21 protein-coding genes, 1 other RNA gene and 1 pseudogene are annotated in these 24,779 nt (G+C 64.3%); 16 read left to right on the plus strand and 7 right to left on the minus strand.

What is annotated here, in order from left to right; genetic code table 11:
- The first annotated feature begins 2 nt into the window (after positions 1-2).
- Complete coding sequence (mraY, locus tag DVH29_RS02000; protein WP_114644488.1) at positions 3-1,088, plus strand: phospho-N-acetylmuramoyl-pentapeptide-transferase; 1,086 nt, start codon at positions 3-5, stop codon at positions 1,086-1,088.
- A 4-nt stretch (positions 1,089-1,092) separates the two neighbouring features.
- Here mraY and DVH29_RS02005 read toward each other — a convergent pair whose 3' ends face one another.
- Complete coding sequence (locus DVH29_RS02005) at positions 1,093-3,417, minus strand: ATP-dependent helicase (protein ID WP_114644489.1); 2,325 nt, start codon at positions 3,415-3,417, stop codon at positions 1,093-1,095.
- A 152-nt stretch (positions 3,418-3,569) separates the two neighbouring features.
- Between DVH29_RS02005 and DVH29_RS02010 the strand changes: the two genes are divergently transcribed.
- Together DVH29_RS02010 and DVH29_RS02015 are read left to right on the plus strand one after the other, a co-directional pair.
- Entirely contained in the window at positions 3,570-5,762 is a 2,193-nt protein-coding gene (locus tag DVH29_RS02010; RefSeq protein ID WP_114644490.1) for an esterase-like activity of phytase family protein, read from the plus strand.
- Positions 5,763-5,921: 159 nt separating this feature from the next.
- Positions 5,922-9,542 carry an AsmA family protein gene (locus DVH29_RS02015; RefSeq protein ID WP_114644491.1) on the plus strand — a complete coding sequence of 1,207 codons (3,621 nt, stop codon included), beginning with the start codon at positions 5,922-5,924 and terminating at the stop codon, positions 9,540-9,542.
- On the opposite strand, the gene DVH29_RS02020 is transcribed toward DVH29_RS02015, so the two are convergent.
- The 3 genes from DVH29_RS02020 to ssrA all read right to left on the minus strand — a co-directional run bounded on the left by DVH29_RS02020 (position 9,537) and on the right by ssrA (position 10,706).
- Positions 9,537-9,746: a ribbon-helix-helix domain-containing protein gene (locus DVH29_RS02020; RefSeq protein ID WP_114644492.1), complete on the minus strand. Its 210-nt coding sequence runs from the start codon at positions 9,744-9,746 to the stop codon at positions 9,537-9,539. The genes DVH29_RS02015 and DVH29_RS02020 overlap by 6 nt on opposite strands.
- A gap of 25 nt (positions 9,747-9,771) precedes the next feature.
- Entirely contained in the window at positions 9,772-10,269 is a 498-nt protein-coding gene (locus DVH29_RS02025; protein WP_114644493.1) for an SspB family protein, read from the minus strand.
- An 84-nt stretch (positions 10,270-10,353) separates the two neighbouring features.
- Positions 10,354-10,706, minus strand: a transfer-messenger RNA (tmRNA) gene (gene ssrA / locus DVH29_RS02030).
- Between the two features lie 212 nt (positions 10,707-10,918).
- Here ssrA and DVH29_RS02035 point away from each other — a divergent pair.
- From DVH29_RS02035 to DVH29_RS02075, 9 genes and pseudogenes are all read left to right on the plus strand, one after another.
- On the plus strand, positions 10,919-12,874 hold the full coding sequence (locus tag DVH29_RS02035; protein ID WP_114644494.1) for a thiamine pyrophosphate-binding protein: 1,956 nt from the start codon (positions 10,919-10,921) through the stop codon (positions 12,872-12,874).
- 47 nt (positions 12,875-12,921) lie between these two features.
- The gene (locus DVH29_RS02040) at positions 12,922-13,368 is read left to right on the plus strand and encodes a hypothetical protein (protein ID WP_114644495.1); all 447 of its coding nucleotides are present in this window, start codon (positions 12,922-12,924) and stop codon (positions 13,366-13,368) included.
- A 4-nt stretch (positions 13,369-13,372) separates the two neighbouring features.
- Entirely contained in the window at positions 13,373-13,726 is a 354-nt protein-coding gene (locus DVH29_RS02045; protein ID WP_114644496.1) for a hypothetical protein, read from the plus strand.
- Positions 13,727-13,796: 70 nt separating this feature from the next.
- Positions 13,797-14,591 (plus strand): thymidylate synthase, encoded by a 795-nt coding sequence (locus DVH29_RS02050; RefSeq protein WP_114644497.1) that lies wholly within the window; start codon positions 13,797-13,799, stop codon positions 14,589-14,591.
- A gap of 58 nt (positions 14,592-14,649) precedes the next feature.
- The gene (locus DVH29_RS02055) at positions 14,650-15,132 is read left to right on the plus strand and encodes a GNAT family N-acetyltransferase (protein ID WP_114644498.1); all 483 of its coding nucleotides are present in this window, start codon (positions 14,650-14,652) and stop codon (positions 15,130-15,132) included.
- Complete coding sequence (locus DVH29_RS02060; RefSeq protein WP_114644499.1) at positions 15,129-15,650, plus strand: dihydrofolate reductase; 522 nt, start codon at positions 15,129-15,131, stop codon at positions 15,648-15,650. The genes DVH29_RS02055 and DVH29_RS02060 overlap by 4 nt, the downstream gene beginning before the upstream one ends.
- A gap of 106 nt (positions 15,651-15,756) precedes the next feature.
- On the plus strand, positions 15,757-16,869 hold the full coding sequence (gene hflK, locus DVH29_RS02065; protein ID WP_114644500.1) for an FtsH protease activity modulator HflK: 1,113 nt from the start codon (positions 15,757-15,759) through the stop codon (positions 16,867-16,869).
- Positions 16,866-17,756, plus strand: a pseudogene (gene hflC / locus DVH29_RS02070) (protease modulator HflC); the annotation flags it as partial. The gene hflK and the pseudogene hflC, both read left to right, overlap by 4 nt.
- A 289-nt stretch (positions 17,757-18,045) precedes the next feature.
- Positions 18,046-18,234, plus strand: coding sequence for a DUF2065 domain-containing protein (locus DVH29_RS02075; protein ID WP_114644502.1), 189 nt, complete (start codon positions 18,046-18,048; stop codon positions 18,232-18,234).
- On the opposite strand, the gene serB is transcribed toward DVH29_RS02075, so the two are convergent.
- Complete coding sequence (gene serB, locus DVH29_RS02080) at positions 18,231-19,106, minus strand: phosphoserine phosphatase SerB (RefSeq protein ID WP_114644503.1); 876 nt, start codon at positions 19,104-19,106, stop codon at positions 18,231-18,233. The two genes, DVH29_RS02075 and serB, sit on opposite strands and share 4 nt — an antisense overlap.
- Before the next feature lie 11 nt (positions 19,107-19,117).
- On the opposite strand from serB, the gene miaA reads away from it, so the two are divergent.
- On the plus strand, positions 19,118-20,047 hold the full coding sequence (gene miaA, locus DVH29_RS02085) for a tRNA (adenosine(37)-N6)-dimethylallyltransferase MiaA (RefSeq protein WP_114644504.1): 930 nt from the start codon (positions 19,118-19,120) through the stop codon (positions 20,045-20,047).
- Between the two features lie 60 nt (positions 20,048-20,107).
- Here miaA and DVH29_RS02090 read toward each other — a convergent pair whose 3' ends face one another.
- Complete coding sequence (locus DVH29_RS02090) at positions 20,108-20,584, minus strand: YbaK/EbsC family protein (protein WP_114644505.1); 477 nt, start codon at positions 20,582-20,584, stop codon at positions 20,108-20,110.
- A gap of 143 nt (positions 20,585-20,727) precedes the next feature.
- On the opposite strand from DVH29_RS02090, the gene pncA reads away from it, so the two are divergent.
- Together pncA and pncB are read left to right on the plus strand one after the other, a co-directional pair.
- Entirely contained in the window at positions 20,728-21,327 is a 600-nt protein-coding gene (gene pncA, locus DVH29_RS02095) for a bifunctional nicotinamidase/pyrazinamidase (protein WP_114644506.1), read from the plus strand.
- Entirely contained in the window at positions 21,324-22,637 is a 1,314-nt protein-coding gene (gene pncB / locus DVH29_RS02100) for a nicotinate phosphoribosyltransferase (RefSeq protein WP_114644507.1), read from the plus strand. Before pncA ends, pncB begins: the two co-directional genes overlap by 4 nt.
- A 22-nt stretch (positions 22,638-22,659) precedes the next feature.
- Here the strand turns inward: pncB and DVH29_RS02105 are convergent, their stop codons facing one another.
- Entirely contained in the window at positions 22,660-24,060 is a 1,401-nt protein-coding gene (locus DVH29_RS02105; protein ID WP_114644508.1) for an MATE family efflux transporter, read from the minus strand.
- A 318-nt stretch (positions 24,061-24,378) separates the two neighbouring features.
- Between DVH29_RS02105 and DVH29_RS02110 the strand changes: the two genes are divergently transcribed.
- The gene (locus DVH29_RS02110) at positions 24,379-24,648 is read left to right on the plus strand and encodes a YMGG-like glycine zipper-containing protein (protein WP_114644509.1); all 270 of its coding nucleotides are present in this window, start codon (positions 24,379-24,381) and stop codon (positions 24,646-24,648) included.
- Positions 24,649-24,779 lie beyond the last annotated feature (131 nt).

The raw sequence follows: 24,779 nt of genomic DNA on the forward strand, positions 1-24,779 counted from the left end.
CCATGCTCTATTTCCTGCAACAGTTCGCAGACACACTCCCGGTCTTCAACGTCTTCCGTTACCTCTCCTTCCGAACCGGCGGGGCGATCATCACGGCTCTGTTCTTCGTGTTCCTGTTCGGACCGGGCATGGTCAGTTCGCTGCGCATCCGCCAGGGCAAGGGCCAGCCCATCCGCGAGGACGGGCCGCAGAGCCATCTGCTGACCAAGAAGGGCAAGCCCACCATGGGGGGGCTGATGATCCTTTCGGGCGCGCTGGTCTCGATCCTTTTGTGGGCGGACCTGTCCAACATGTATGTGTGGGCAGTGCTGCTGGTGACCACCGGCTTCGGGCTGGTTGGGTTCTATGACGACTATCTCAAGGTCAAGCACCAGAACCACAAGGGGTTCGGCGGCAAGCCGCGGCTGGCCATCGAAAGCGTGATCGCGCTGGTGGCCTGCGTGATCATCGCCAGCCAGGCGCCCGAGGGCTATGCCAATGCGCTGCTGCTGCCCTTCGTCAAGGACCTTGCTATCAATCTGGGGTTGTTCTTCTTCGTCTTCGGCGCTTTCGTCATCGTGGGCGCGGGTAATGCGGTGAACCTCACCGACGGGTTGGATGGGCTGGCCATCGTGCCGGTGATGATCGCGGCCGCGGCCTTCGGGCTGATCGCCTATCTGGTCGGCAACCAGGTCTATTCGGAATATCTGTTCCTCAACTTCGTGCCCGGCACGGGAGAGCTATCGATCATCTGCGGGGCGCTGATCGGGGCCGGGCTGGGCTTTTTGTGGTTCAACGCGCCTCCGGCCCAGATCATCATGGGGGATACAGGCTCGCTGGCGCTTGGCGGCGCCCTCGGAACCATCGCCGTGGCGACCAAGCACGAGATCGTCATGGCGATCGTGGGCGGGCTGTTCGTACTCGAGGCGGTTTCGGTGATCGTGCAGGTGGCCAGCTACAGGCTGACCGGCAAGCGCGTGTTCAAGATGGCGCCGATCCACCATCATTTCGAGCATCTGGGCTGGACCGAAAGCCAGATCGTGATCCGGTTCTGGATCATCGCCATGGTGCTGGCGCTGATCGGGCTCTCCTCGCTCAAGCTGCGGTAACGGCTCATCCGCGTTTGACGAAGCTGTCGAGAACCTTTTTGGGGCCGGCCTTTTCGAAGTCGATGGAGAGCTTGTTGCCCTCGGTGGCGGTGACGGTGCCGTAGCCGAATTTGAGGTGGAAGACGCGCTCGCCGATGCCATAGGCGGCGGAAGGGCCCGAGGAGCGGGCGACCAGTTCGCCTTCGATGGTCAGGGGACCCGGGCCCTTGCGGGTCTGCTGCTGGCGCTGGGCGCGTTGCCAGCCGGGCGTTTCATAGACGCTTTCAAAGGGATCACGCTGGTCGAAGCGGGTGGCGGCGCGGCCGCCATAGGTATAGCCGCCATAAGACGAGCCGGTATCGGTGACCTCGACCACATGGGCGGGCAATTCGTCGAGGAAGCGCGAAGGGATGGCGGACTGCCACAGGCCGTGGATGCGGCGGTTCTGGGCCAGCGAGATGCGGCAGCGCTTGCGGGCCCGGGTGATGCCGACATAGGCGAGGCGGCGCTCCTCCTCGAGGCCGGCCAGCCCGGTTTCGTCGAGCGAACGCTGGTGGGGAAAGAGCCCTTCCTCCCAGCCGGGGAGGAAAACGGTGTCGAATTCGAGGCCCTTGGCCGAATGCAGTGTCATGATCGAGACCGCGTCCTCGGCCTCGCCGGAATCGCGGTCCATGACCAGGGCGATGTGTTCGAGGAAACCGCCGAGATTGTCGAATTCCTCCATGGAGCGGATCAGTTCCTTGAGGTTTTCCAGCCGCCCGGGGGCATCGGCGGATTTGTCATTCTGCCACATGGTGGTGTAGCCGGATTCGTCGAGAATCTGCTCGGCCAGCTCGTGGTGGGGGATCGATTGCAGGCGCAGGGCCCAATCGTCGATCTGGCGCACGAGTTCGCGCAAGGTGGTGCGCTGCCGGGCCTTGAGCTCCTCGGTCTCGACCAGTTCGCGAATGGCGGCGAGCAGCGGGATGTTGGCGGCGCGGGCGGTGTCGTGAACGACCTGCAGCGTGGCGTCGCCCAGGCCGCGCTTTGGGGTGTTGACGATACGCTCCAGGGCGAGATCGTCATTGGGCTGGGCGACGATGCGCAGATAGGCCAGGGCATCGCGGATTTCCTTGCGCTCATAGAAACGCGGGCCGCCGACGACGCGGTAGTTGAGCCCCAGCGTGATGAAGCGTTCTTCGAACTCGCGCATCTGGAACGAGGCGCGGACGAGGATCGCCATGTCGTCGAGGCGGTCGCCCTGGCGCTGATATTGCTCGATCTGTTCGCCGATCTGGCGGGCTTCCTCTTCCGAATCCCAAACGGAAGTGACGGCGAGCTTTTCACCTTCCTCGCCCACATCGGTCTGCAGCGTCTTGCCCAGCCGCGATTCATTGTTGGCGATGAGGTGGGAGGCGGCGGAGAGGATATTGGAGGTCGAGCGGTAATTGCGTTCGAGCTTGATGATCTTCGCGCCGGGAAAATCCTTTTCGAAGCGCAGGATGTTGTCGACCTCGGCGCCGCGCCAGCCATAGATGGACTGATCGTCGTCGCCGACGACGCAGATATTGGCGCTGGTCTTCCCGTCGCGGGATTGGGCCAGGAGCCGCAGCCAGAGATATTGGGCGGTGTTGGAGTCCTGATATTCGTCGACCAGCATGTAGCGGAAGCGGTCGTGATATTCGGCGAGGACGGAGGGGTTCTCCTTGAACAGCCTTATGCCTTCGAGCAGCAGGTCGCCGAAATCGGCGGCATTGAGGGTTTTGAGGCGCGCCTGATAATCGGCATAGAGCTTCTGGCCCTTGCCATTGGCAAAAAAGCCGGCATCGGCGGGGGAGATGTCTTTAGGCAAGAGGCCCCGGTTCTTCCAGCCATCCATCATGCCAGAGAACTGGCGGGCGGGCCAGCGCTTCTCGTCGATGTTTTCGGCCTGCAGAAGCTGCTTGATGAGGCGGATCTGGTCGTCGGTGTCGAGGATGGTGAAATCAGGGCGCAGGTCGACCAGTTCGGCATGGCGCCGCAGGATGCGGGCACCAATGGAGTGGAAGGTGCCCAGCCACGGCATGCCCTCGACCGAAGCACCGACCAATTTGCCGATCCGGTCCTTCATTTCGCGGGCGGCCTTGTTGGTGAAGGTCACGGCGAGAATCTGGCTGCCACGAGCAAGGCGGGAGGCAAGGATATGGGCAATGCGGGTGGTGAGCACGCGGGTCTTGCCCGTGCCCGCGCCGGCGAGAACGAGCAGCGGGCCCTCGGTGGTTTCCACCGCTTCGCGCTGTTCGGCGTTCAGTCCGACGAGATAGTCCGGCGCGCGCGTGGCGAACTGGGACGTGATCGGTCCTTGGGGGCGGTGCGGGGGTACGGCCGACATCAGCTCTTGACGAATCTCTTTTTGTTCTCCTGCGCAGTATATAGGTCCGATGCGGGCAAAAGTATATGCGGGGCGGCAAATCCGCCGTCACAGAAGTGTTGTGGGCGGCGCCTATAGGCAAGCGCGTCTTTTTTGAACGCTTGGGGATTTCCATGCAGAAATCATATGTTCTTGCCGCTCTGGCGGCCGGGCTTTTGGCTGGTGCGGCGCTGCCCGCCCACGCCCAGACCTATTTCAACCGCATCGCCAGCTTTCCCGTGGCGCTCAACACGCCCGATATCGAAGCCGAAGAGAATTCGGCCGAGATCATCACCGCGACCGAAGACGGCATGACGCTGGTCTATTCCAACGCGCTGCTGGGCGGGGTCGGGTTCATCGACATCACCGATCCGGCCAATCCGCAGCTAGGCGGGTTCGTCCAGCTCGAAGGTGGGCCGACCTCGGTTTCGGTCATCGGTAACAAGGCGCTGGTCAGCGTCGACACCACCGACGATTTCACCGCCCCGACCGGCTATCTGGCCGTGGTCGACATCACGACGCTCGAAGTCGAAGCCCAGTGCGATCTGGGCGGCCAGCCCGATGCCATCGCCCGCAACGCCGACGGTTCGCTGATCGCCATCTCGATGGAAAACCAGCGCGACGAGGACTTCAACGACGGTATCATCCCGCAGCTTCCCAGCGGCAACGTCACCTTCCTCGACGTGACCGATGGCACGCCCGATTGCGGCAGCCTGCGCGTGACCGAACTGGCCGGCCTTGCCGACGTGGCCGGTGAAGACGCCGAGCCGGAATATACCGATTTCAACAGCGCCAACGAACTCGCCGTGACGCTGCAGGAAAACAACCACATCGTCATCATCGACGGCAACACGGGCGAAGTGATCAACCACTTCTCGGCCGGGTCGGTCGACCTTGCCGGCATCGACACCGAAGAAGACGGCCAGCTGTCGTTCACCGACAGCGTCGAGGGCGTGGTACGCGAGCCCGACGCCATCCAGTGGCTGGACAACGACCGCGTTGTGATCGCCAACGAAGGCGACTACGAAGGCGGTTCGCGCGGCTTCACCATTTTCCACAAGGACGGCACCGAGCTTTATGAGAGCGGCGTGTCGATGGAATATATTTCCGCGCAACTCGGCCATTATCCGGAAGGGCGTTCGGACGCCAAGGGCATCGAGCCCGAAGGCATGGAAGTGGGCTTCTGGGGCGACGAGACGCTGATCTTCGTCAACCAGGAACGCGCCTCGCTGGTCGCCATCTATCGCGACACGGGCGGTGAGCCTGAATATATCCAGTCGATCCCCTCGGGCATCGGCCCCGAAGGCGCGCTGGCGATCCCCGAGCGCAACCTCTATGTCACCGCCAACGAAACCGACGTTTCGGCCGATGGTGGCGCTCCCGCGCACGTCATGATCTTCGAGCGTCAGGACGTGGAAGCCCCTGCCTATCCGCAGATCATGTCGGCGCTCAATGAAGACGGCACGCCGATCGGCTGGGCCGCGCTTTCGGGCCTCGTTGCCGATGCGGACGAAGCCGGCAAGCTCTATGCGATCAGCGACTCGTTCTTTTCGCTGATGCCCTCGATCTACACGATCGACGCGACCCAGAGCCCTGCACTGATCACCAAGGCGACTCTCGTCACTCGTGACGGTGCTGCTGCCGAGGCGCTTGACCTCGAAGGCATCGCGCTCGACGGCCAGGGTGGCTTCTGGCTGGCCTCGGAAGGCGATGCCGACAAGGATATTCCGCACGCCCTCTATCGGGTCGACGCGGAGGGCGCGATCGTTGAGGAAGTGGCGTTCCCCGAAGCCCTCCTGGCCGGCCAGAAGCGCTTTGGCGCCGAAGGCATCAGCCCGGTTGGCGAAGGCGACGACATGGTGCTCTGGATCGCCATGCAGCGCGAATGGGGTGACGATGCCGCTGGCCTCGTCAAGCTCGTTTCCTACAAGCCTTCGACGGGCGAGTGGGGCGCGGTGCATTATCCGCTCGAAGCTCCGGCCGAAGGCGCCTGGGTCGGGTTGTCGGAAATCACGATTTCGGGCGACTATGCCCATATCGTGGAACGCGACAACCAGATCGCGGCCAAGGCGCAGCTCAAGAAGCTCTACCGCGTGCCGGTTGCCGAACTGGTCGCGGCCGAGCTGGGTTCGGACCTGCCGGTGGTTACCAAGGAAGAAGTCCGCGACTTCATCCCCGACCTTCTGGCCCTCAACGGTTATGTGCTCGACAAGGTCGAAGGCTTTGCCATCGACGCGGCGGGCGAAGGCTGGGTCGTCACCGACAATGACGGGGTGGACGACTCCTCGGGCGAAACCAATTTCTGGTCGATCGGCACCGTCCAATAAACCGGACGCCGAATAGAAGGCAGATCGGGGTCGGGCGCAAGCCCGGCCCTTTTTCTTGACGCGGACGCGAAAATCTCGTCTTCACAATGGCTAATGCCGGGTGACGCGGTGGATGGTTTTGCCTAAGGTCCGCGTGATTTAGCTCCAGGGTCCAAAGGCTTGGCCAATCGAATCTACATCGCCATCGGAATGCTGCTGATCCTCGTGCTGGGCGGGGCGTTCGTCGTGCCGTGGTTCATCGACTGGAACGCCTACAAGCCCCGCATGGAACAGATGGCGGAAGCAGCGCTGGGCGTCGAGGTGGCGATCGACGGGGATATGGATTTCGTCCTTCTGCCCCAGCCGCGCATGCATTTCGAGCATGTGCGGATCGGCCCGGAGGCGGCCCCGATCGGCGCCGCCGATCTCATCGAAGCGGACCTTTCGCTGATCGACTTTCTGCGCGACCGGTTCACCGTCACCGAATTGCGGCTGTTTGCGCCGCAACTGAGCCTGACCATTGATGAAACAGGAGCCATGCGGACTCCCATCACGCTGGCGGAAACGGCATCGGTCTCCAATGTCTCGATCGCCAATGCGCGCTTCGAGAGCGGCACGGTATCGCTTGTCGACCTGCGCAGCGGCGAGCGCTGGGAAAGCCGCGACTTTACCGGCCGCATGCAGATGACAGCCTTGCGGGGGCCGTTCGTGCTGCAGGGCACCCTGACCCATGGACAGACCGTCCACGCCGTTGCCTTTGCCACTTCGGCCATGAACGAGGCCGGCGCGATGCAGCTCTCGGCGACATTGCGGCCGGTGGGCGGGCCGTTCTCGGCGGCCATAGAGGGCCTGTTGCGCACCGGCGACGCGCCGCACTTTTCCGGCAACCTCACCTATCGCCAGTTTGCCGAGGATGGCGGCGAAACGGTGGTTGGCGACCTGCTGCTGCAGGGGCCGGTGACCGCGGACCTCGATGCGGTCACGCTGAGCGAATTCACCCTTTTGCCCGATGAGAACCAGCCGACCACGCGGCTGACCGGCAGCGCGGCGCTGTCGCTGGGCGCCGATCCCGGCTTCGAGGCGACGGTTTCGGGCGGCGTCGTGACGCTGTTGCCGGGGGAAGTCATTCCCGACGACAGTCTCCAACCCTATGCGGCGCTGCGGCTGCTTGGTGAAATGCCCGAGCCGCTGATCCCCGCACTGCGCGCACAACTGGCGATAAGCATCAACGAATTGCGGGTACGCGGCGTGTCGATGCGCGATGTGCGGCTGGATGCGCGGTCGGATGGCGTGGCGTGGGAGATCGAGGAATTTTCCGGGCGATTGTCGGGGGACACGACGCTCAAGCTCACCGGGACGCTGGCCCGCGCGGCGGGATGGCCGGCCTTCGAGGGAACGCTGGCCCTGGCCTCGCCGCGGCTGGATGCGCTGAGCCTTTTGTGGAAGCGTCCGCAGGATGGCAATCCGCTGTTCGGCATGGCGGGGTCGCTCAATGGGCGCGTGCAACTGGTCAATGACCGGCTGAGCCTGGTCGACGGCGTGGCGACGCTCGACGGCACCACCCATGCGGTATCCGGCGATGTCCGGTTCGGGGCGACGCCCTCGCTCGATCTCGATGTCGGGCTTTCGGCGCTGACCGAGGGGCAGAGCGCGGCGCTGGCGGCGTTGATGCCGCAAATCGATCCGGCCGGCGCGTTCGGGCTGAGCTTTCCGCAGGGCCGTTTGTCGCTCGCCGTGGAGCACGCCTTCGCGCTCGGCCTGCCGCTGGAAGGACTCGACCTCGTATCGGCGTGGTCGGAGGCGGGCATGGCGTTCGAGCAGGTCGCCCTTCAAAGTTTTGGCGGGGTCGGGTTCGACGGGCAGGCACAGGCGAGCGGAAGCCTCGCCGCGCCGGTCGTTTCGGGCGAGGGGGTGCTCACCATCGCCCAGGGCGCGCGGGCGCTCGACCTGGTGCCGGGCATCGGGGCGGCAGGGACGCCGCTGCGGCGCGCCGTGCTGGGCAGCCTGCCGGCGCGGCTCGATGTGGATCTCGAGGCGCCGGGGCGCGACACTATCCAGTCGGCGGTGCTGCAGGGTATGGCGGGGGCGCTCGATCTTGCCCTCACGCTCGATATGACGGGGGGCGTGCTCGGGCTGGGACGGGAAGCGCTGGGGGTGACGCTGGACTTGGCGGCGGATCGGGGGAGCGAGCTTTTCGAGCAGATGGGCTTGCCCGAGGTCATGCTGGCCGAGGACGGGATCATCACCAATGCGCGGGTCTTCGGCAATCCACGCGGGCTGATGGAGGCCGATCTTTCGATCGAGGGCGGCGGCGAGCGGATCGATTTTTCCGGCAATCTGGATTTTTCCAACCCGGTCTCGCTGCGCGGGCAGGGGGAAACCGCCTTCATCTTCCAGGACGGGGCGGCGCTGGGGCTGCTGAGCGGCGCGCGGGGGGTATGGTTTCCGGCCCTCGAAGGCGGCGCCCGGGTGAGCTTTATCGGCGGGGAGAGTGTGCAGTTCGACGCCATTTCGGCCTTGAGCGGAGAACGGGCGCTGTCCGGCCAGATCACCTATGCCGCGCAAAGGGACAGCGCGCTGGTGACCGGAGCGCTGGCCGCGGAGGCGCTGGATATCGAAACCCTCGCCTCCATGCTGGCCGGTCCGGCGGCGCTGATCGACGGGGGAAACGGATTGTGGCCGGACGGGCCCGTCGATATCGGGGCGTCGCCGCGCCAGACGCGCGGGCGTGTCTCGATCACCGCTCCGGCGCTTTATGCCGACGACCAGCGGCTGATCGAAGCCCTGGCCTTCGATTATGTGTGGGGCAATGAGGACAATGGCCTGCGCGGGCTGTTTGGCGAAATGGGCGGGGGGACGGTGCAACTGGATGCGACGCTGTGCTGCAGCTCGACCGTCGCCTCGAAGAGCCTTTCGGGCCGCTTTACCCTCAACGGGGTGCGGCTGGATGCGGTGCTGCCCGAGGTGGCGGGCGACGTGCTGGGCGGCACGCTGACCCTGGGGGCGCAGTTCCAGGCGAGCGGGGAGAGCTTTGACGGTCTCGCGGCGACCCTCAATGGCGAGGGCAGTTTTTCCATCGCGGACCTGCGCATCGAGGGGCTGTCGCCATCGGTGTTCAACGCGGCGGCGGATGTGGACGATCTGGTGGCCATCGCCCCCGACGATTTCGAGGCGCTGGTGGCCATGGCGCTGGCCTCGGGGCCGTTCCGGGCCGATGAGGCGGGCGGGCTGGCCAGCATGATCGGCGGACGGCTGCGCGTCTCCAACCTCGCCATCGGCGGCACCGGCGCGCGCCTGGTCGGCGGGGGATCGCTCGACCTGCGCGACGGCGATCTGGATGCGCAATGGACCCTCGGGCTCACGCGCATGCTGGCGGGCAATGGGCTCATCACCGAAACCACCGGCCGGCTCGGGGTCGGGGTATCCGGCTCGATCTTCGATCCGGTTCGCAGCCTCGATATCGGGCCCATGGTGGACGCCATCCAGATGCAGGCCTATGAGCTCGAACTCAACGAGCTGGAGGCATTGCGGGCCGAGCAGGAGGCGCGGCAGCAGGCGGCGGCCGAGGAACAGGCGCGGCTGATGGAAGAGCAGGCGCGGCGGGCCGCCGAGCAATTATTGCTCGAGCAGCAACAGAATTCGCTGCAATCGGACGAGACGCGGCAATTGCTCGACGATATCGAGGCCCTGCTCAATGGCGGGCTCGACGCTCCCGCCACCAATCCGGCTCCGGCACCCACGCCGCAGAGCCCGTCCTTCACCATCCTGCCGCCCGGGGCGCTGCAACTGGACGGACTATAGGCGCTCGGACAGCGCCCAGCCGAGGATGGCGACACGCAGGGAGGAGGAGAGATTGGGCTCGGCGCGCTCCTCGTCGATCCTGGCGATAAGCTGCGGCACGGTGAGGCCCCGGGACGCGGCCATGCGCTCGAGCGCATCCCAGAAGGCGGGTTCGAGCGCGATGGAGGTGCGGTGGCCGGAAATGGTCAGCGAACGCTTGCGCATGGAAGGGCTCGCGGCGGGGTCGGGGCTATTTCTTGCGGAAGGAATCGAGGCTGACGACCTTTTCGCCCTTGGCGGCATCGGCGTCGGCGGTTTCTTCGGCGTCGGGTTCGGTGGTTTCCTCGGGCTCGGCGTCGGCATCGCTCACCGGGCGGAGACCCGGCTTGGGCTCGGCGACCTCGAACTGGAGGCCGAACTGGACGGAGGGGTCGAAGAAGCCCTTGATGGCCGAAAAGGGAATGAACAGCACTTCGTTAATGTTGTCGAAGGAGAGCCCGACCTCGAAGCCGGTTTCGGAAACCTTGAGGTCCCAGAACTGGTTCTGGAGGACAATTGTCATCTCGGTTTCATATTGCGAGAGCAGTTTCTGGCTCAGGCGTACGCCGGGGGCGTGGGTCATGAAGGAGATGAAGAAGTGATGGTCGCCGGGCAGGCCGGTGCGGGCCACTTCGCCCAGCACCTTCCGTACGACGCCGCGCAGGGCTTCCTGGGCCAGAATGTCGTAGCGGATATGGTCTTGGGCCATCGAGGGCGGCTCCCTAGGGCTGGAGGGTGAGAATCTTCGGCCCCCATAACAGCCTGAACTGGCGAGAGATTTCAAGCAAAAGGAGATGCAGGCTTCTGTTGCCAGGTGCCTGCGGACCCCGCCTGATCCCTGCTACAGAATCAGGGCTTTAGTTCGAGGTATCGCACTGCTTACGCAGCGAGACGTGCCTCAGCATAGTTGTCGTTTGCAACTATAAGGTTAGCCCGATAACGGTGGTACAATGCCGAGCGAAAGCTCACCCTTTACGCCCTCGTCGATCCTGTTTCGCCCCCATAAGGTCCTCTGGAAAAAGAGGGTTTTGGTGGAGGCGCCGGGTACTGCCCCCGGGTCCGATGGGTTTATTACGATGACAGTTTATCGCCATAGCCGTTGCCAGCACGCCTAATATAGGAGGGCGTGGCGGAGAAATAAAGGGCCGTTCTGCACAGGGCCCCGATCGGCCTGGGTGCGGTTGGGGACATCGTGGAGGCGCAAATGTTCCCTTTCCCACCCATCGCCGCCAAGACGCCGATTTTTCTTTCCTTTCGGTCCGGGGCCGCGGTTGACCGCCCGGGAGTCGGCCTCTCTCATCGGTCACGGCACCCGATCGGGGGCCAGGAGGAGATCGTCTGTTGTGGAGGAGGAACCCATGTCGATCGATACACGCCCGGAGGAGGGAAATACCGCTGCGAATCCGTCCCGGCGCAGCTTCTTGAAATTTGCCGCAGTGGGCGCGGGCGCCGCGGCCAGCTCGCCCATGCTGGCCGGCGCGGCCGGTGCCCAGGAGGCCGGGGACGAGGCGGCGCGGCTCGTCGTTCCCGACGAAATCGCCAATCGCGACCAGGCACCGCTGCCCGATATCCAGTTCCCCATGACCGGGGCCAATCTGTTCGGCCGGGCCTGCGCGCTCGAGGACGTCAAGGCGATGTTCTGCTGCCCGGGCAATTACAACGTCATCCACGCCATCGCCGACCATAACATCCCGTCCTATTCCGGCCGTAACGAGGGGTCGATGACCCATGCGGCCGACGCCTTCGTGCGGGCGACGGGGGAAATCGCCATCGCATCGGGCACCGAGGGTCCGGGCTTCACCAACATGATCAGCGGAATCGCCGCGGCTAATTCCTGCCGCACGCCCATGCTGCTGGTCGCCAGCAACATGCGAGTGGAACAGGACGATACCGAGCAGGGCATCCAGGTGATGTACCAGCAGCCTTTGACCGAGGGGATCAAGAAATACGGCAAGCGCCTGATCACCCCGCACAGGCTGCCCGAATATATCGGCTACACGTTCCGCCAGCTCAAGACGGGCATTCCCGGCCCGGTCCATATCGACTTCACCGGCGAAGTGTCGAACCACCAGTTCGAAGGGGAAGCCGATCTCGGCCATTACGGCAGCGTGGCGCGCTACCGGACCGATTCGCGGCCGGCTCCCGCCGCCGGCGATATCGAGGCCGCCCTGCGACTGCTTGATCAGGCCGAGCGGCCGATGATCGTGGCGAGCACCGGCGTCTTTTATGCAAAAGCGTGGGATGCGCTCAAGGCGTTCGCGGAAAAGGCCAATATTCCGGTCGTCGAATCCGGGCCCATGATGGGCAAGTTCCCCCATGATCATCCCCTTTCCGCCCATGCCGCTCCCGATGCGCTGGCCAGCGCGGATCTCGTATTCCTGGTTGGTCAGTATTGCATGCCGACCGTGGGCGAATTCGCCTTCGGGCCCGACACTCGCTATGTGCGAATCCAGCCCGAGGCGGGCGATATGGGGCGCAACCTGCCGGTCGATGTGGGCATCTTCTCGTGCGAGAAGCTGGCGCTGGAGGAACTGGCCGATCGGGCAAGGAGCGCGGAAAGGACCTCCTGGCTCAACGAGGTCGACGCCGCGCGCCGGGCCTTCGCCGACCAGAACCAGTCCTATTACGAGATGGGCCGCGGCTATTCCGAAGCGGTGCATCCTGCCGTCATCGCCAAGGAATTGAGCGACTTCCTCTATAATGGCGATCTGGCGCCCGAGCAGACGACCGTGCTGTCCGGCGGCTTCGGCATCGCGCGCTATACGCGCCGTTTCCTGCAGGCGCATCGTCCCGGGCAGGTGGTCAACGGGGCGTATCAGTTCGCCTCGATCGGCCCGGACGTGGCCTATGCGGTCGGCGTGGCCGCAGGGGTGCAGCTGGGCGCGGGCGCACAGGCGGCGGCGCAGGGCGCCCCGATCGTCTGCATCACCGGGGACGCCGGCTTCGGCTTTACCGGCATGGAGATCGAAACCCAGGCCAAATACCGCCTGCCGGTCATCAATATTGTCTACAACAACAATTCCTGGGGCACCTGGTACAGCAATCGCGACCTGCCGCGCGGTGCGCAATTGCACCTCTTCCAGGAAGGCGTCCGCTATGACCGCATGGCGGAAGGGCTGGGCGCCCATGGCGAATATGTGACCTCGCCCGACCAGTTCCTGCCGGCCCTGCAACGGGCCTACGACATCGCCCAGAACGAGGGGCTGCCCTCGGTCATCAACTGCCAGGCCAAGCGCGAGTTCTGGATCCGGGACGAATACGAACCCGGCTTCCTGGGCAAGGTCGAGCCCGGCGTCATGTCCTATTATCACTGACAGGGGAGGGCCGGGGCCTGCGCCCCGGCCACAGCTCAATGGAACAGATGACCATACCCGACGCCTTGCAGACCTATGTCCAGCGCGGGATCTTCAAGAGCTTCAACGCCCAGCCGGACCAGCGCAAATTCGATTTCGTCTGGCTCAACCGCAAGCGCATGCATGTGCACTGGAATGCCGGCCGCAACGCCATCGTGTTCAAGGATGTGCTCCACAACATTCCCGCCCGCTCGCGGCATTATCGCGAGGTGAGGGCCTATCTCAAGGGGCGGACCTCACCGGACCTGCCCGCGCATCGCCGGGTCGATCCCGACCTGTTCGATCTCGTCTGCGAGAACCATAAATCGGTGGTTTCGGTGGGCCTCAGGCTCAAGAGCGGCAGCCAGGGGGCTGCGGTGCGCAGGCTGACGGCGCTGGTCCATGAGCTGTTCATCTACCATCATGATCGCTGGCCGGAATATATGTATGAAAACTTCGGTTCACCGTTGGAGTAGACGCATGAGACCCCGCATCCTGCCGCTCCTCGCCCTTCTCGCCTTCACAACCGGCCCGGCGGTCTATGCCTTCCAGGGACAGGCCCAGACCAATGAGGCCGAAACCGCCGATCTGCCGGCAGCGGAGGAGGAGGAACTCGATCCTGCCGACGCCAATGCGGCGCCCTTTCCGCCCGGCCGGCACGCAGCGCTGACCAAGCGGGTGTGCACCGAATGCCACATGGCCAATATGGTGCTGCAGCGGACCTATACCTATGACGAGGCCGTGCGCTTCTACCAGATCATGGTGACCTCCAACACCGAGACCGACGAGGCCAGGGCGGTGATCGAATATCTCTCCACCACGCTGGCGCCCTGAGGGCGATACAAAGGTCTGCAAAGATCGGATTGGCGCTTCCACCAGCCTGGAATCAGGCTACATCTAGGGCATGCAGCAATATCTCGACCTTTTGCGCCATGTGATGGAGAACGGTGTCGACCGGGCCGACAGGACCGGTACGGGCACGCGTTCGGTGTTCGGCTACCAGATGCGCTTCGATCTCGGCGCGGGCTTTCCGCTGCTGACCACCAAGAAGCTGCATATCCGGTCGATCATCTATGAGCTGCTGTGGTTCCTGCGCGGGGACACCAATGTGCGCTGGCTGCAGGAGCGTGGGGTCAAGATCTGGGACGAATGGGCCGACGAGAACGGCGATCTCGGGCCGGTCTATGGCAGCCAGTGGCGCAGCTGGCCGGCGCCGGACGGGCGGCATATCGACCAGATCGCCAATCTGGTCGCGCAGATCCGGACGCGGCCGGATTCGCGGCGGCACATCGTTTCGGCCTGGAACCCGGCGGAAGTCGACGCGATGGCGTTGCCGCCCTGCCATTGCCTGTTCCAGTTCTACGTCGCCGAGGGCAAGCTCTCCTGCCAGCTCTACCAGCGCTCGGCGGACATCTTTCTCGGGGTGCCGTTCAACATCGCCTCCTATGCGCTGCTGACCCATATGATGGCCGAGGTGACGGGGCTGGAGGTGGGCGATTTCGTCCACAGCTTCGGGGACGCCCATATCTACCACAACCATTTCGAGCAGACCGAAACCCAGTTGGCGCGCCAGCCCCGGCCGCTACCGCGGCTGGAGATAAAGACCAGGCGGGATTCGATCTTCGATTTCGCCTTCGAGGATTTCGAGATCGTGGGCTATGATCCCCATCCGCACATCAAGGCGAAGGTCTCGGTATGAGGGGGGTATCGGGGCGCCCCGTCTTCGAAGGGCTGTTCCTTGAGCGCAGGGCGGGTTCGTGACCACGGCCATCCGCAGCGCGGCGCCGGGGGATGAGGCTCTGATCCATGGCTTCATCCGCAAGCTGGCGGAGTATGAAAAGCTGGGCCATGAGGTGGAGGCGACGGCCGGGCAAATCGCCGAGCATCTGTTCGGGGAAACGCCGAGGGTGTTCTGCGACATCGCCGAATGGGACGGCGCGCCGGTAGGGTTCGCCCTGTGGTTCTATACGTTTTCGACCTTCCAGGGGCGGCACGGCATCTGGCTCGAAGACCTTTATGTGGAGCCCGAGCAGCGGGGGAAGGGGATCGGCAAGGCGCTGCTTGCCAATCTCGCCCGGCGCTGCATCGCCGAGGGGTTGGGGCGGTTCGAATGGTGGGTCCTGGACTGGAACGCGCCGTCGATCGCCTTCTATAAAGCGCAGGGGGCGGTGATGCAGGAGGAGTGGACGGTGTGCCGGGTGAGCGGGGCGGAGCTCGAAAGGCTGGCGGGGACCGCATGAGCATCAGGATCGCGATGATCGCCGCGGTGGGGCGCAATGGCGCCATCGGCAGCGCGGGAGATCTGCCCTGGCGGTTGCCGAGTGATTTTGCCTTCTACAAGCGCACCACCATGGGCCGGCCGCTCATCATGGGCCGCAAGACCTTCGAGAGTATCGGCAGGCCGCTGCCGGGCCGCGCCAATATCGTCGTGACGCGGCAAAGCGGCTATGCCCCGGATGGGGTGGAGGTCCATGCCGATCTCGATGCGGCCATCGCACGGGGACGGGAGATCGCGGCGCGCGACGGGGTGGACGAGGTGTTCATCAATGGCGGTGGCGAGATTTATGCCCGCGCCATGCCCCTGGCGGACCGGCTCTATATCACCCATGTGGACGCCGCGCCCGAGGCGGATGTTTTCTTCCCCGCCATCGATCCGGCGGCCTGGGAGGGGCGGGACGTACTCGATGTGGTGCCGGGGGAACGGGACAGCGCAGGGTTCGTGGTGCGGGTGTATGAGCGGCGCAGGCGTTCACCATAGCGTAAGCGCGGCAATCTAGCGCCGGGTTTCGATTGATCGGGGCGCTGGGGTTCCCTATAAACCGGCATGGACAAAAGCACTTTCACGACAAACCGAAAGGGACCAAATGCCGTGGGAAGACAATAGGGGCGGTCGCCGCACCCGCAGCGGAGGCCCTTGGGGCCAGGCGCCGGGCGGTGGCGGAGGCGGCGGGCCACGTCGGCCGGGCGGTGGCAACAATACTCCCAGTCTGGAAGACATACTGGCGCGCGGGCGCCAGCAATTCGGCGGGGGCGGCAACATCCCCGGCGGCAGCCGCTGGATCATCGTCGGGGTGATCGCGGCGGGGCTGGTGTTCTGGGCCTCGCAATCGATCTATACGATCGCGCCGCAGGAAATCGGCGTCGAATTGCTGTTCGGCAAGCCCAAGGACGAATTCTCCAATCCAGGCCTGCATTTCCATTGGTGGCCGATCGAGCGCGTCGAACGCGCCTCGACCACGGAAAACCAGACCCGCGTCGGATCAGGCACTAATGCGGCCACCAGCGATGGACTGATGCTCTCGGGCGACCAGAACATCGTCAATATGAGCTTTTCGATCCTGTGGCGGATTTCCGACCCGCGTGAATATCTCTTCAATGTGCGAAACCCGGACGACATGGTGCGTCAGGCTTCGGAAAGCGCGATGCGTGAAGTGGTGGGACGCCGCACGGCGCAGGACGTGTTCCGTGACGACCGTGCCGGCATCGCCATCGAGGTGCAGCAGATCACCCAGACTATCCTCGATTCCTACGGGGTGGGCGTGACGATCTCCAACATCTCGATCGAAAACGTCGCGCCGCCGGCCGAGGTGGCCGACGCGTTCGACGAAGTGCAGCGGGCTCTTCAGGACGAGGACCGCTTCCAGGAAGAAGCACGGCAATATGCCAATACCCTGTTGGGCAGCGCCCGAGGCCAGGCCGCGGCGATCCGCGAAGAGGCCGCAGCCTATCGCGACCGCGTGATCAACGAGGCCGAGGGTCAGGCAGCCCGTTTCGTCTCCATCTACAACGAATATCGCAACGCGCCGGAAGTCACGCGCCAGCGCATCTTCCTCGAAACCATGGAAGACGTGTTGGGCGGAACCGAAAAGGTGCTGCTCGAAGGCGGGCAGGGCTCGGGGGTGATCCCCTATCTGCCATTGCCGGAGTTGCGAAGCTCGGGAACGCCCTCGCAGGGCGTGGGAGGTAACCAGCAATGAACAGGCTGATTATTGCCATCGTCGCACTGGTCATCGTGGGCTATGTGCTGCTGAGCTCGCTGTTCGTGGTCAATGAGCGCGAACAGGCCATCGTCATGCGCTTCGGCGAGATCACTCGCGATATCCAGGAGCCGGGGGTCTATTTCAAGATTCCGACCGACTTCGTGGAGACCGTGCAATATCTCGACAAGCGCCTCCTGCGCTACGATCTGGAACGCATCCGCCTGCAGGTTTCGGGCGGCCAGTTCTATATCGTGGACGCGTTCATCACCTATCGCATCACCGATCCGATCCGGTTCCGTCAATCGGTGCTGGGCAGCCTGCAACTGGCCGAACAGCGTATCGCCACCCGTCTGGAATCGGCGCTGCGTGCGGTCTACGGCCTGCGCGAATTCGACGCTGCTCTCTCCGAGCAGCGCGCCGAGATGATGCGCGAAGCCCGAGACCTCGTGGCCACCGACATGGTGGAACTGGGGGTTGAGGTGGTCGATGTGCGCGTGCTGGTCACCGACCTCACGCCGGAAGTCTCTCAGCAGACTTACGAACGCATGCAGGCCGAGCGTAATGCCGAAGCGGCCCTGATCCGGGCCCGCGGGCAGGAACAGGCGCAGATCCTGCGCGCCATCGCCGACCGTCAGGCCGTCGAGATCGTTTCGGCCGCCAATCGCGACAGCGAGATCATCCGCGGTGAGGGCGATGCCGAACAGAACCGCCTGTTCGCCGAAGCCTATTCGCAGGACCAGTCCTTCTTCGAGTTCTACCGCTCGATGGAGGCCTATCGGACGGCGCTGGCCGATGGCAGGACCACCATGGTGCTGTCGCCGGATTCGAGCTTCTTCCGCTATTTCGGGTCGACGGGCGAATTGCCGGAATTCTCAGCGCCCACCGCGATGCCGATCGATATCGGGGTCGAAGGGCCGAGCGAACAGCCGGTGGACTCCGACGATATCGATGCCTTGCTCGAAACCGATTCTCTGGTTTCGGGCGAGGGTGCGGTCGATCTCGAAACCCAGGTCCAGGATCTGGAAAGCCTGATCGAAAGCGAGAACCTCGGGGTCGAGACGCCAGAGGATGCTCCGGCGGACGCCGCTCCGGTCCAGTAAGCCGGACATATATCCAGTGACAGGGCGCGCCTTTTCCGGGCGCGCCCTTATTTTTTCCGAATGGGAGTTGGAGATGAGCGATTTGTTTGCGGCGCTGGCGCTGGCAATCGTGCTTGAGGGGCTGCTCTATGCGGCGTTTCCCGAGCAGATGAAGAGGATGATCGCGCAAATGCTCACCGTGCCCAGCGGGCAGATGCGAATCGTGGCGCTGGGCGTGGCTGGTCTGGGGCTGGTGCTGCTGGCGGTCGTGCGCGGCTTTTAGCGCACGAACTCCTCGTCGGAATAGCCCTGCAGATAGAGCAGGGCGGTGAGATCGCCATGGTCGATGCGGACGGAAGCCTGTTCGGCGACGATGGGCTTGGCATGGATGGCGACGCCGAGGCCGGCGGCCTGCAGCATATCGAGATCGTTGGCGCCATCGCCCACCGCCATGGTCTGGGCCGGGGTGAGGCCCTTTTCGGCGGTGAGGGCCATCAGGCGGCTGCGCTTGGTGTCCTTGTCGACGATGGGTTTTGCGACCGTGCCGGTGAGGGTTTCGTCGGCGGAGAATTCAAGGACATTGGCCACCGCCTCGTCAAAGCCGATGCGCTTGGCGAAATGGTTGGCAAAGAGGGTAAAGCCACCTGAAACGAGCGCGGTATAGGCGCCATAGGCCTTCATGGTCTGGATCAGCGCCCGGCCGCCCGGGGCGAGGGTGATGCGCTCGCGGCGCACTTCTTCGACGATCCGGCGCTCGAGGCCCTTGAGCAGGGCCACGCGGGTATCGAGGGCGGCCTCGAAATCGAGCTCGCCCCGCATGGCGCGTTCGGTGATCTCGGCTACCTGCGGCTTGAGACCGAGAGAATCGGCCAATTCATCTATGCATTCCTGCTCGATCATGGTGGAATCCATGTCGGCGACCAGAAGCCGCTTGCGCCGGTGGGCGAGGGGCACATGGGCCGCATCGATGGGCAGGCGGCCGATGCGGTCACGGGCGATTTCGAGCGGATCGGCGGCGCGGGGCGCGGTGATCTCGCAGGCGATGCCTTGCGCCAGCCAGTTGATTTCGCCATGGGTGTCGCGGTGAATGGCCTCGACGAGGCTGTGCGAGAGCGCCGGTTCACTGGGATTGGCGACGAGGACGAGAACGGACATACGCGAAAACCATGGCTGGAGGCGAAAAAAAGCGCGCGGTGTTGATAGCGGGTCCGACCGCCAGCGGCAAGACGGCGCTTGCCATTGCGCGGGCACAGGGCACGGGCGCGCGGATCGTCAATGCCGATTCCATGCAGGTCTATGGCGTGCTCGACCGGCTGACGGCCAGGCCCGATGCGCGGGAACTGTCGGCGGCGCAGCATGAATTGTTCGGCCATGTTGCGCCGGGAGAGCGCTATTCGACCGGGGCGTGGCTGGCCGATGTGAACAAACAGATTCAAGAGGCTGAAGTTCTGAATCAGGAGCTGATTTTCGTCGGCGGAACAGGGCTTTACTTCGAAGCGCTGACGAAGGGATTCGCGCAGATTCCGCCCGTCGACCCCCGTCATGTGGCCGAAGCAGAGGGTCTGATCCGGGGGCTCGATGTCGCGGGTCGGGCGGCGGTGCTGGCGGCGCGCGATCCCGAGACAGCGAGACGCATCGGGGTGGCCGATCCGCAGCGCGTGGTGCGGGCCCTGTCGGTGCTGCTGGCGACGGGGAAGCCGTTGAGCGCCTATCAGGGGGAAAACGCGCCGCCGTTGCTGGCGGGCTACCGGCTGGAAAAGCTGGTGCTGATGCCGGAACGGGCGGTGCTGCGCCGGCGGATCGCCGACCGGTTCGTGGCGATGATGGCGAAGGGCGCGATCGCGGAGGTGGAGGAATTGCTGGCGCTCGGGCTCGATCCCTCTCTTCCGGCCATGAAGGCGATCGGGGTGCCGGAGATCGCCGCCATGCTGGAGGGCAGGATGACGCGCGAGGAGGCCATCGAGCGGGCGGTCACCGCGACGCGGCAATATGCCAAGCGGCAATCGACCTGGTTCCGCAACCGGTTCGCCGATTGGGATCTCGTCGATCCGTTGGTTAGAGCGCCTGATCTGACTGAATCAGATCAGGCGCTCTAAGTCATTGTTTTGTCGCGTCTCCGAACCGGATAAGTGGTGCCCACTTATCCTGGAAACACTCTAAGTAACCGCGATTCGGGTGGCGGCGGTGGTGCGTTGCAGGTCGGGCGGGGCGATTTCGAACACCGAACGCGGATCGCCGGCCGCGGCCCAGACGGTGTCGTACTGGAAAAGATCCTCGTCCATATAGATCGGCATGGGCTTGAGATGGCCGAAGGGGGAGACCCCGCCAATGGCAAAACCGGTGGCGGATCGCACCACATCCGCATCGGCGCGTTCGAGCTTGAACCCGATGGCGCGGCCGGTGCGGCGCTCATGCACGCGATTGGCGCCGGACACCAGCACCATGACCGGCTCGCCAGCGTCGCCGCCGGTGAAAACCAGCGACTTGACGATGCGGCCCAGGTCGATGCCAAGAGCGTCGGCAGCCATTTGCGCGGTGGTCGCAAGCTGGGTGAGGACGGTCACGCGGCCGGGCAGGGCGTGTTCGGAGAGGGCTGCGGCAACGCGCAGTTCGGAAGAGCGCAGGTCGGTCATGGGACCGAGGTTGCGAAATATGGGGCACAGGTCAAGAGGGATCGCGTAAGGGAGCCAAAGTGGTTTCCACTTCCGCCGCAAAGGCTTTAAAGTCCGCCCGGTTTGAATCGGTGCGGTCGCACGCATCAGCGAGGGAGATCGACATGGCCGGCAAGGCGCTTATCGTTATCGACGTGCAGAATGATTTCTGTCCCGGCGGGGCGCTGGGGGTGGCCGATGGCGATGCGGTGGTGCCGGCGATCAATGCGCTGATGGCCGATTTCGACCATGTGATCCTCACCCAGGACTGGCATCCGGCCGACCACGCCAGCTTTGCCAGCCAGCACAAGGGCAAGGCGGCCTATGAGGAAATCGACATGCCCTATGGCCCGCAGCGGCTGTGGCCGGACCATTGCATCCAGGGGAGCGCGGGCGCCGAGTTCCACCCCGAGCTCTATGTGAGTTCGGCGGAACTGATCATCCGCAAGGGGTTCCGTCGCGAGATCGATTCCTATTCGGCCTTTTTCGAGAACGATCACCGGACGCCGACCGGGCTGGCCGGTTATCTGCGGGAGCGGGGAATTACCGATCTGACGCTGGCCGGGCTGGCGACCGATTTCTGCGTCGCGTTTTCGGCCATCGACGCGCGGGCGCAAGGCTTCGCCGCAACGGTGCTGCTCGATGCGAGCCGGGGAATCGACGTGGACGGATCGCTCGCGGCGATGATCGCCCGCATGCGCGAAGCCGGGGTGGACCTGCGTTGAGCTCCTCGTCCAAGACCGATATCGCGCGCCGCGTCTTCAACCATACCTTCAAGCTCGACCCGATCATCCGGTCGCTGCTCGATACCGATTTCTACAAGCTCCTGATGCTGCAGATGATCTGGGGGCTGTACCGGGACGTGGACGCGACGTTCTCGCTGACCAACCGGACCACGGCGGTGCGGCTGGCCGAGGAGGTCGATGTGGGCGCGCTGCGCGAGCAACTCGACCATGCCCGCACACTGCGGTTCTCGAAAAAAGAGATGATCTGGCTGGCGGGTAATACTTTTTACGGCACCAAGCAGATTTTCTCGCCCGATTTTCTCGCCTGGCTGGAAGGCTTTCAATTGCCCGATTACGAGCTGTCGACCCGGGACGGGCAGTTCGAATTGCATTTCCATGGCAAATGGGTCGAGACCTCCATGTGGGAAATCCCCGCCCTGGCGATCATCAACGAATTGCGCTCGCGGGCGGCGATGCGCGGCATGGGGCGGTTCGCCCTCGACGTGCTCTATGCACGAGCCAAGGCCAAGACGTGGGAGAAGGTCGAGCGGCTGAAAATGTTACCCGACCTCAAGATCTCCGATTTCGGCACGCGGCGGCGGCATTCCTTCCTCTGGCAGCGCTGGTGCGTGGAAGCGCTCAAGGAAGGGCTGGGCGATGCGCTGACCGGTACGTCCAACGTGCTTCTGGCCATGGACACCGATCTCGAAGCGCTGGGCACCAATGCCCATGAGCTGCCCATGGTGGCCGCCGCGCTGGCCGAGGGCGACGAAGCGCTGCGGCAATCACCCTACAAGGTGCTCAAGGACTGGCAGAGCTATTACAATGGCAATCTGCTGATCGTCCTGCCCGATGCGTTCGGTACCAGCTCGTTCCTCGACAACGCGCCGGACTGGGTCGCCGACTGGACCGGGTTCCGGCCCGATTCGGCGCCGGCCATTGCGGGGGGCGAAAAGATCATCGACTGGTGGAAGGCGCAGGGGCGCGATCCGCGCGACAAGCTCCTGATCTTTTCCGACGGGCTCGACATCGAGACCATCGAGGCGGCCTACCGGCATTTCGACGGCAGGGTGCGGATGAGCTTTGGCTGGGGCACCAATCTCACCAATGATTTTGCCGGCACCGCACCGATGAACACTCCGCAGCTCAAGCCGATCTCCCTGGTGATCAAGGTTTCGAGCGCCAATGGGCGCCCGGCGGTGAAGCTCTCGGACAATCCGGCCAAGGCGGTGGGCGATCCGAGGGAAATCGCCCGCTACCTGCGCGTGTTCGGCAGCGAGGACATGGCCGAACAGGCCGTGCTGGTCTGAGGCGGAGCCAACCCCGCCGCCCTCAATGGGCCGAGATCATGCGCCGCCGGTCGGTGAGCCCCAGGCGGCGGCGGAGCGTAAAGCGGCTGGTGAGTACCACGGCGCAGAATGTGAGCCCCACCGCAAGGCCGATCCACACTCCGACCCCGGCCAGGCGATGCTCTGCGCCCAGGAACCAGGCGGTCGGGATGCCCACGCCCCAATAGCCGAACAGGGCGATCCACATGGGAATGGTGGTGTCGCTGAGCCCACGCAGGGCATTGACGGCGACGACCTGCGCGCCATCGACGATCTGGAACAGGCCGGCAATGGCCAGATAGGTGCTGGCGAGGCCGAGGGCGGCGGAGTTGCCGGGATCGCTGGCGTCAAGGAACAGGCGCACGAAGATCGACGGCATGGTCACGAACAGGAAGCAGGCGATGGCCATGAAGCCGATGCCGAGCAGCATCGAGGTCCACCCGGCGAGCGCGATGCCGTGCTCGTTGCCGCGCCCGAAGGCGAGGCCGACCCGCACCGTCGTGGCCGCGGCAAGGCCGAGGGGAATCATGAAGGTGAGCGAGGCGCATTGCAACGCCACCGCATGGGCGGCCAGTTCGTCGGTGCCCAGCCAGCCCATGAATACGGCGGCCACCGAGAACATGCCCACTTCGGCCATCAGCGTGAGCCCGATCGGCGTGCCGACCCGGAAGATCTCGCGGAAGCGCGGCCAGTCGGGGCGCCAGAAGCGGGCGAGGATATAGAAGCGGCGATAGCGGCGATGGGTCAGTACATAGGCCAGCAAGGCCAGGAACATGGTGAGGTTGACGATGACATACATGGTCGCTGCACCCTGCAACCCCATGGCCGGGAAGCCGAAATTGCCGAAGATGAGGAGATAGTTGCCGGCCGCGTTGACCACGACGCCGATCACCGTGACCACGAGGATGATGGTGGTGGTGCCCACGGCGGAGAGGAAGGAACGAAAGACGAAAATGCCGATGGCCGGAAAGAGCGCGAAGACCGAGATGTGCAAATAGCTCTCGGCCATCTCGGCGAGCCGTTCGGTCTGTCCGGTGGCGAGCAGGATGTGGCGGATCTGCCAGATGATCGGCACCAGCAGCGCGGCGACGACGAGGGTTACCCACAGGCCCTGGCGGACGGTGCGGCGCACATTGCGGATCTGGCGCGCGCCGATGGCCTGGGCGGCGAGCGGCGCGACGGCGGAGACGATGCCGCCGCCCAGCAGCATCAGCGGGTGATAGAAGGCGGTGGCCAGCGTCGCAGCGGCGAGAAATTCCGGCCCCAGCCAGCCGAGCATGATGACATTGGTGGTCAGCAGCGCATTCTGGGCCAGTTGGGCGATGATCAGCGGCCAGGCCAGTACAAAGGTGGCGCGCAGTTCAGCCTGCCAACCCGCCGCCCCAAAGGCTTGTCGTTCGTTCATCGTCCATGACCTTCCCACGCCCCCGCGCGGTCCGGATACCGGCGGACCGATCTCGATACACCCGAATCGCTCCGATGTCAGCCTGATGCCCGGATAGGTGCTGGCCATCGGTACAGGCCGACTATCGCAACGGACGCGCAGATAGAGTCTTGAAAAAGCGCCTGAAATGGAAAAGGTTAAGAAAGTGCAGCGGCGTTCAGTTTCGCTTCAGGTTGAGACATGTAAGGCCAAGGGCCCCTCGCGGCGGAACCAAAAGCGGCGAAGCGCATTTTAACGCGAGGGAACTCCAGAGTTAAAGTCGCAGGAGGCTTGTGAGAAATGAAGAAACTTTTGATTATCGGTATTGCCATGACGTCCCTTCTGGCCGTTTCGGCGTGTACCCGCACCCAGGAAACCGCTGCCATTGGCGCAGGTGCCGGTGCGGTGATCGGTGGCGTGACGACCGGATCGGTCCAGGGCGCGATCGTGGGCGGCGTGGTCGGCGGCGTTGCCGGCGCGCTTGTGGGTCAGGTCGCCGGTGAGCCGAACCAGTGCTACTACCGTGCGTCCGACGGCACTCTCTACAAGGATGCCTGCCCGCGCAGCTAAGCGCCGGCTCAAGGCTGAACAAAGGGGCTCGTGCTTTCCCGGCGCGGGCTCTTTTGATTCGAGGCCATCGATTCGCGCTCCCTGTCGATTTTGGGCTTGACCCTTGCCGTACCCGCGATTACCAATACCGG

The sequence above is a fragment of the Pelagibacterium lacus genome, from assembly GCF_003345525.1.
Classification (GTDB): Bacteria; Pseudomonadota; Alphaproteobacteria; order Rhizobiales; family Devosiaceae; genus Pelagibacterium; species Pelagibacterium lacus.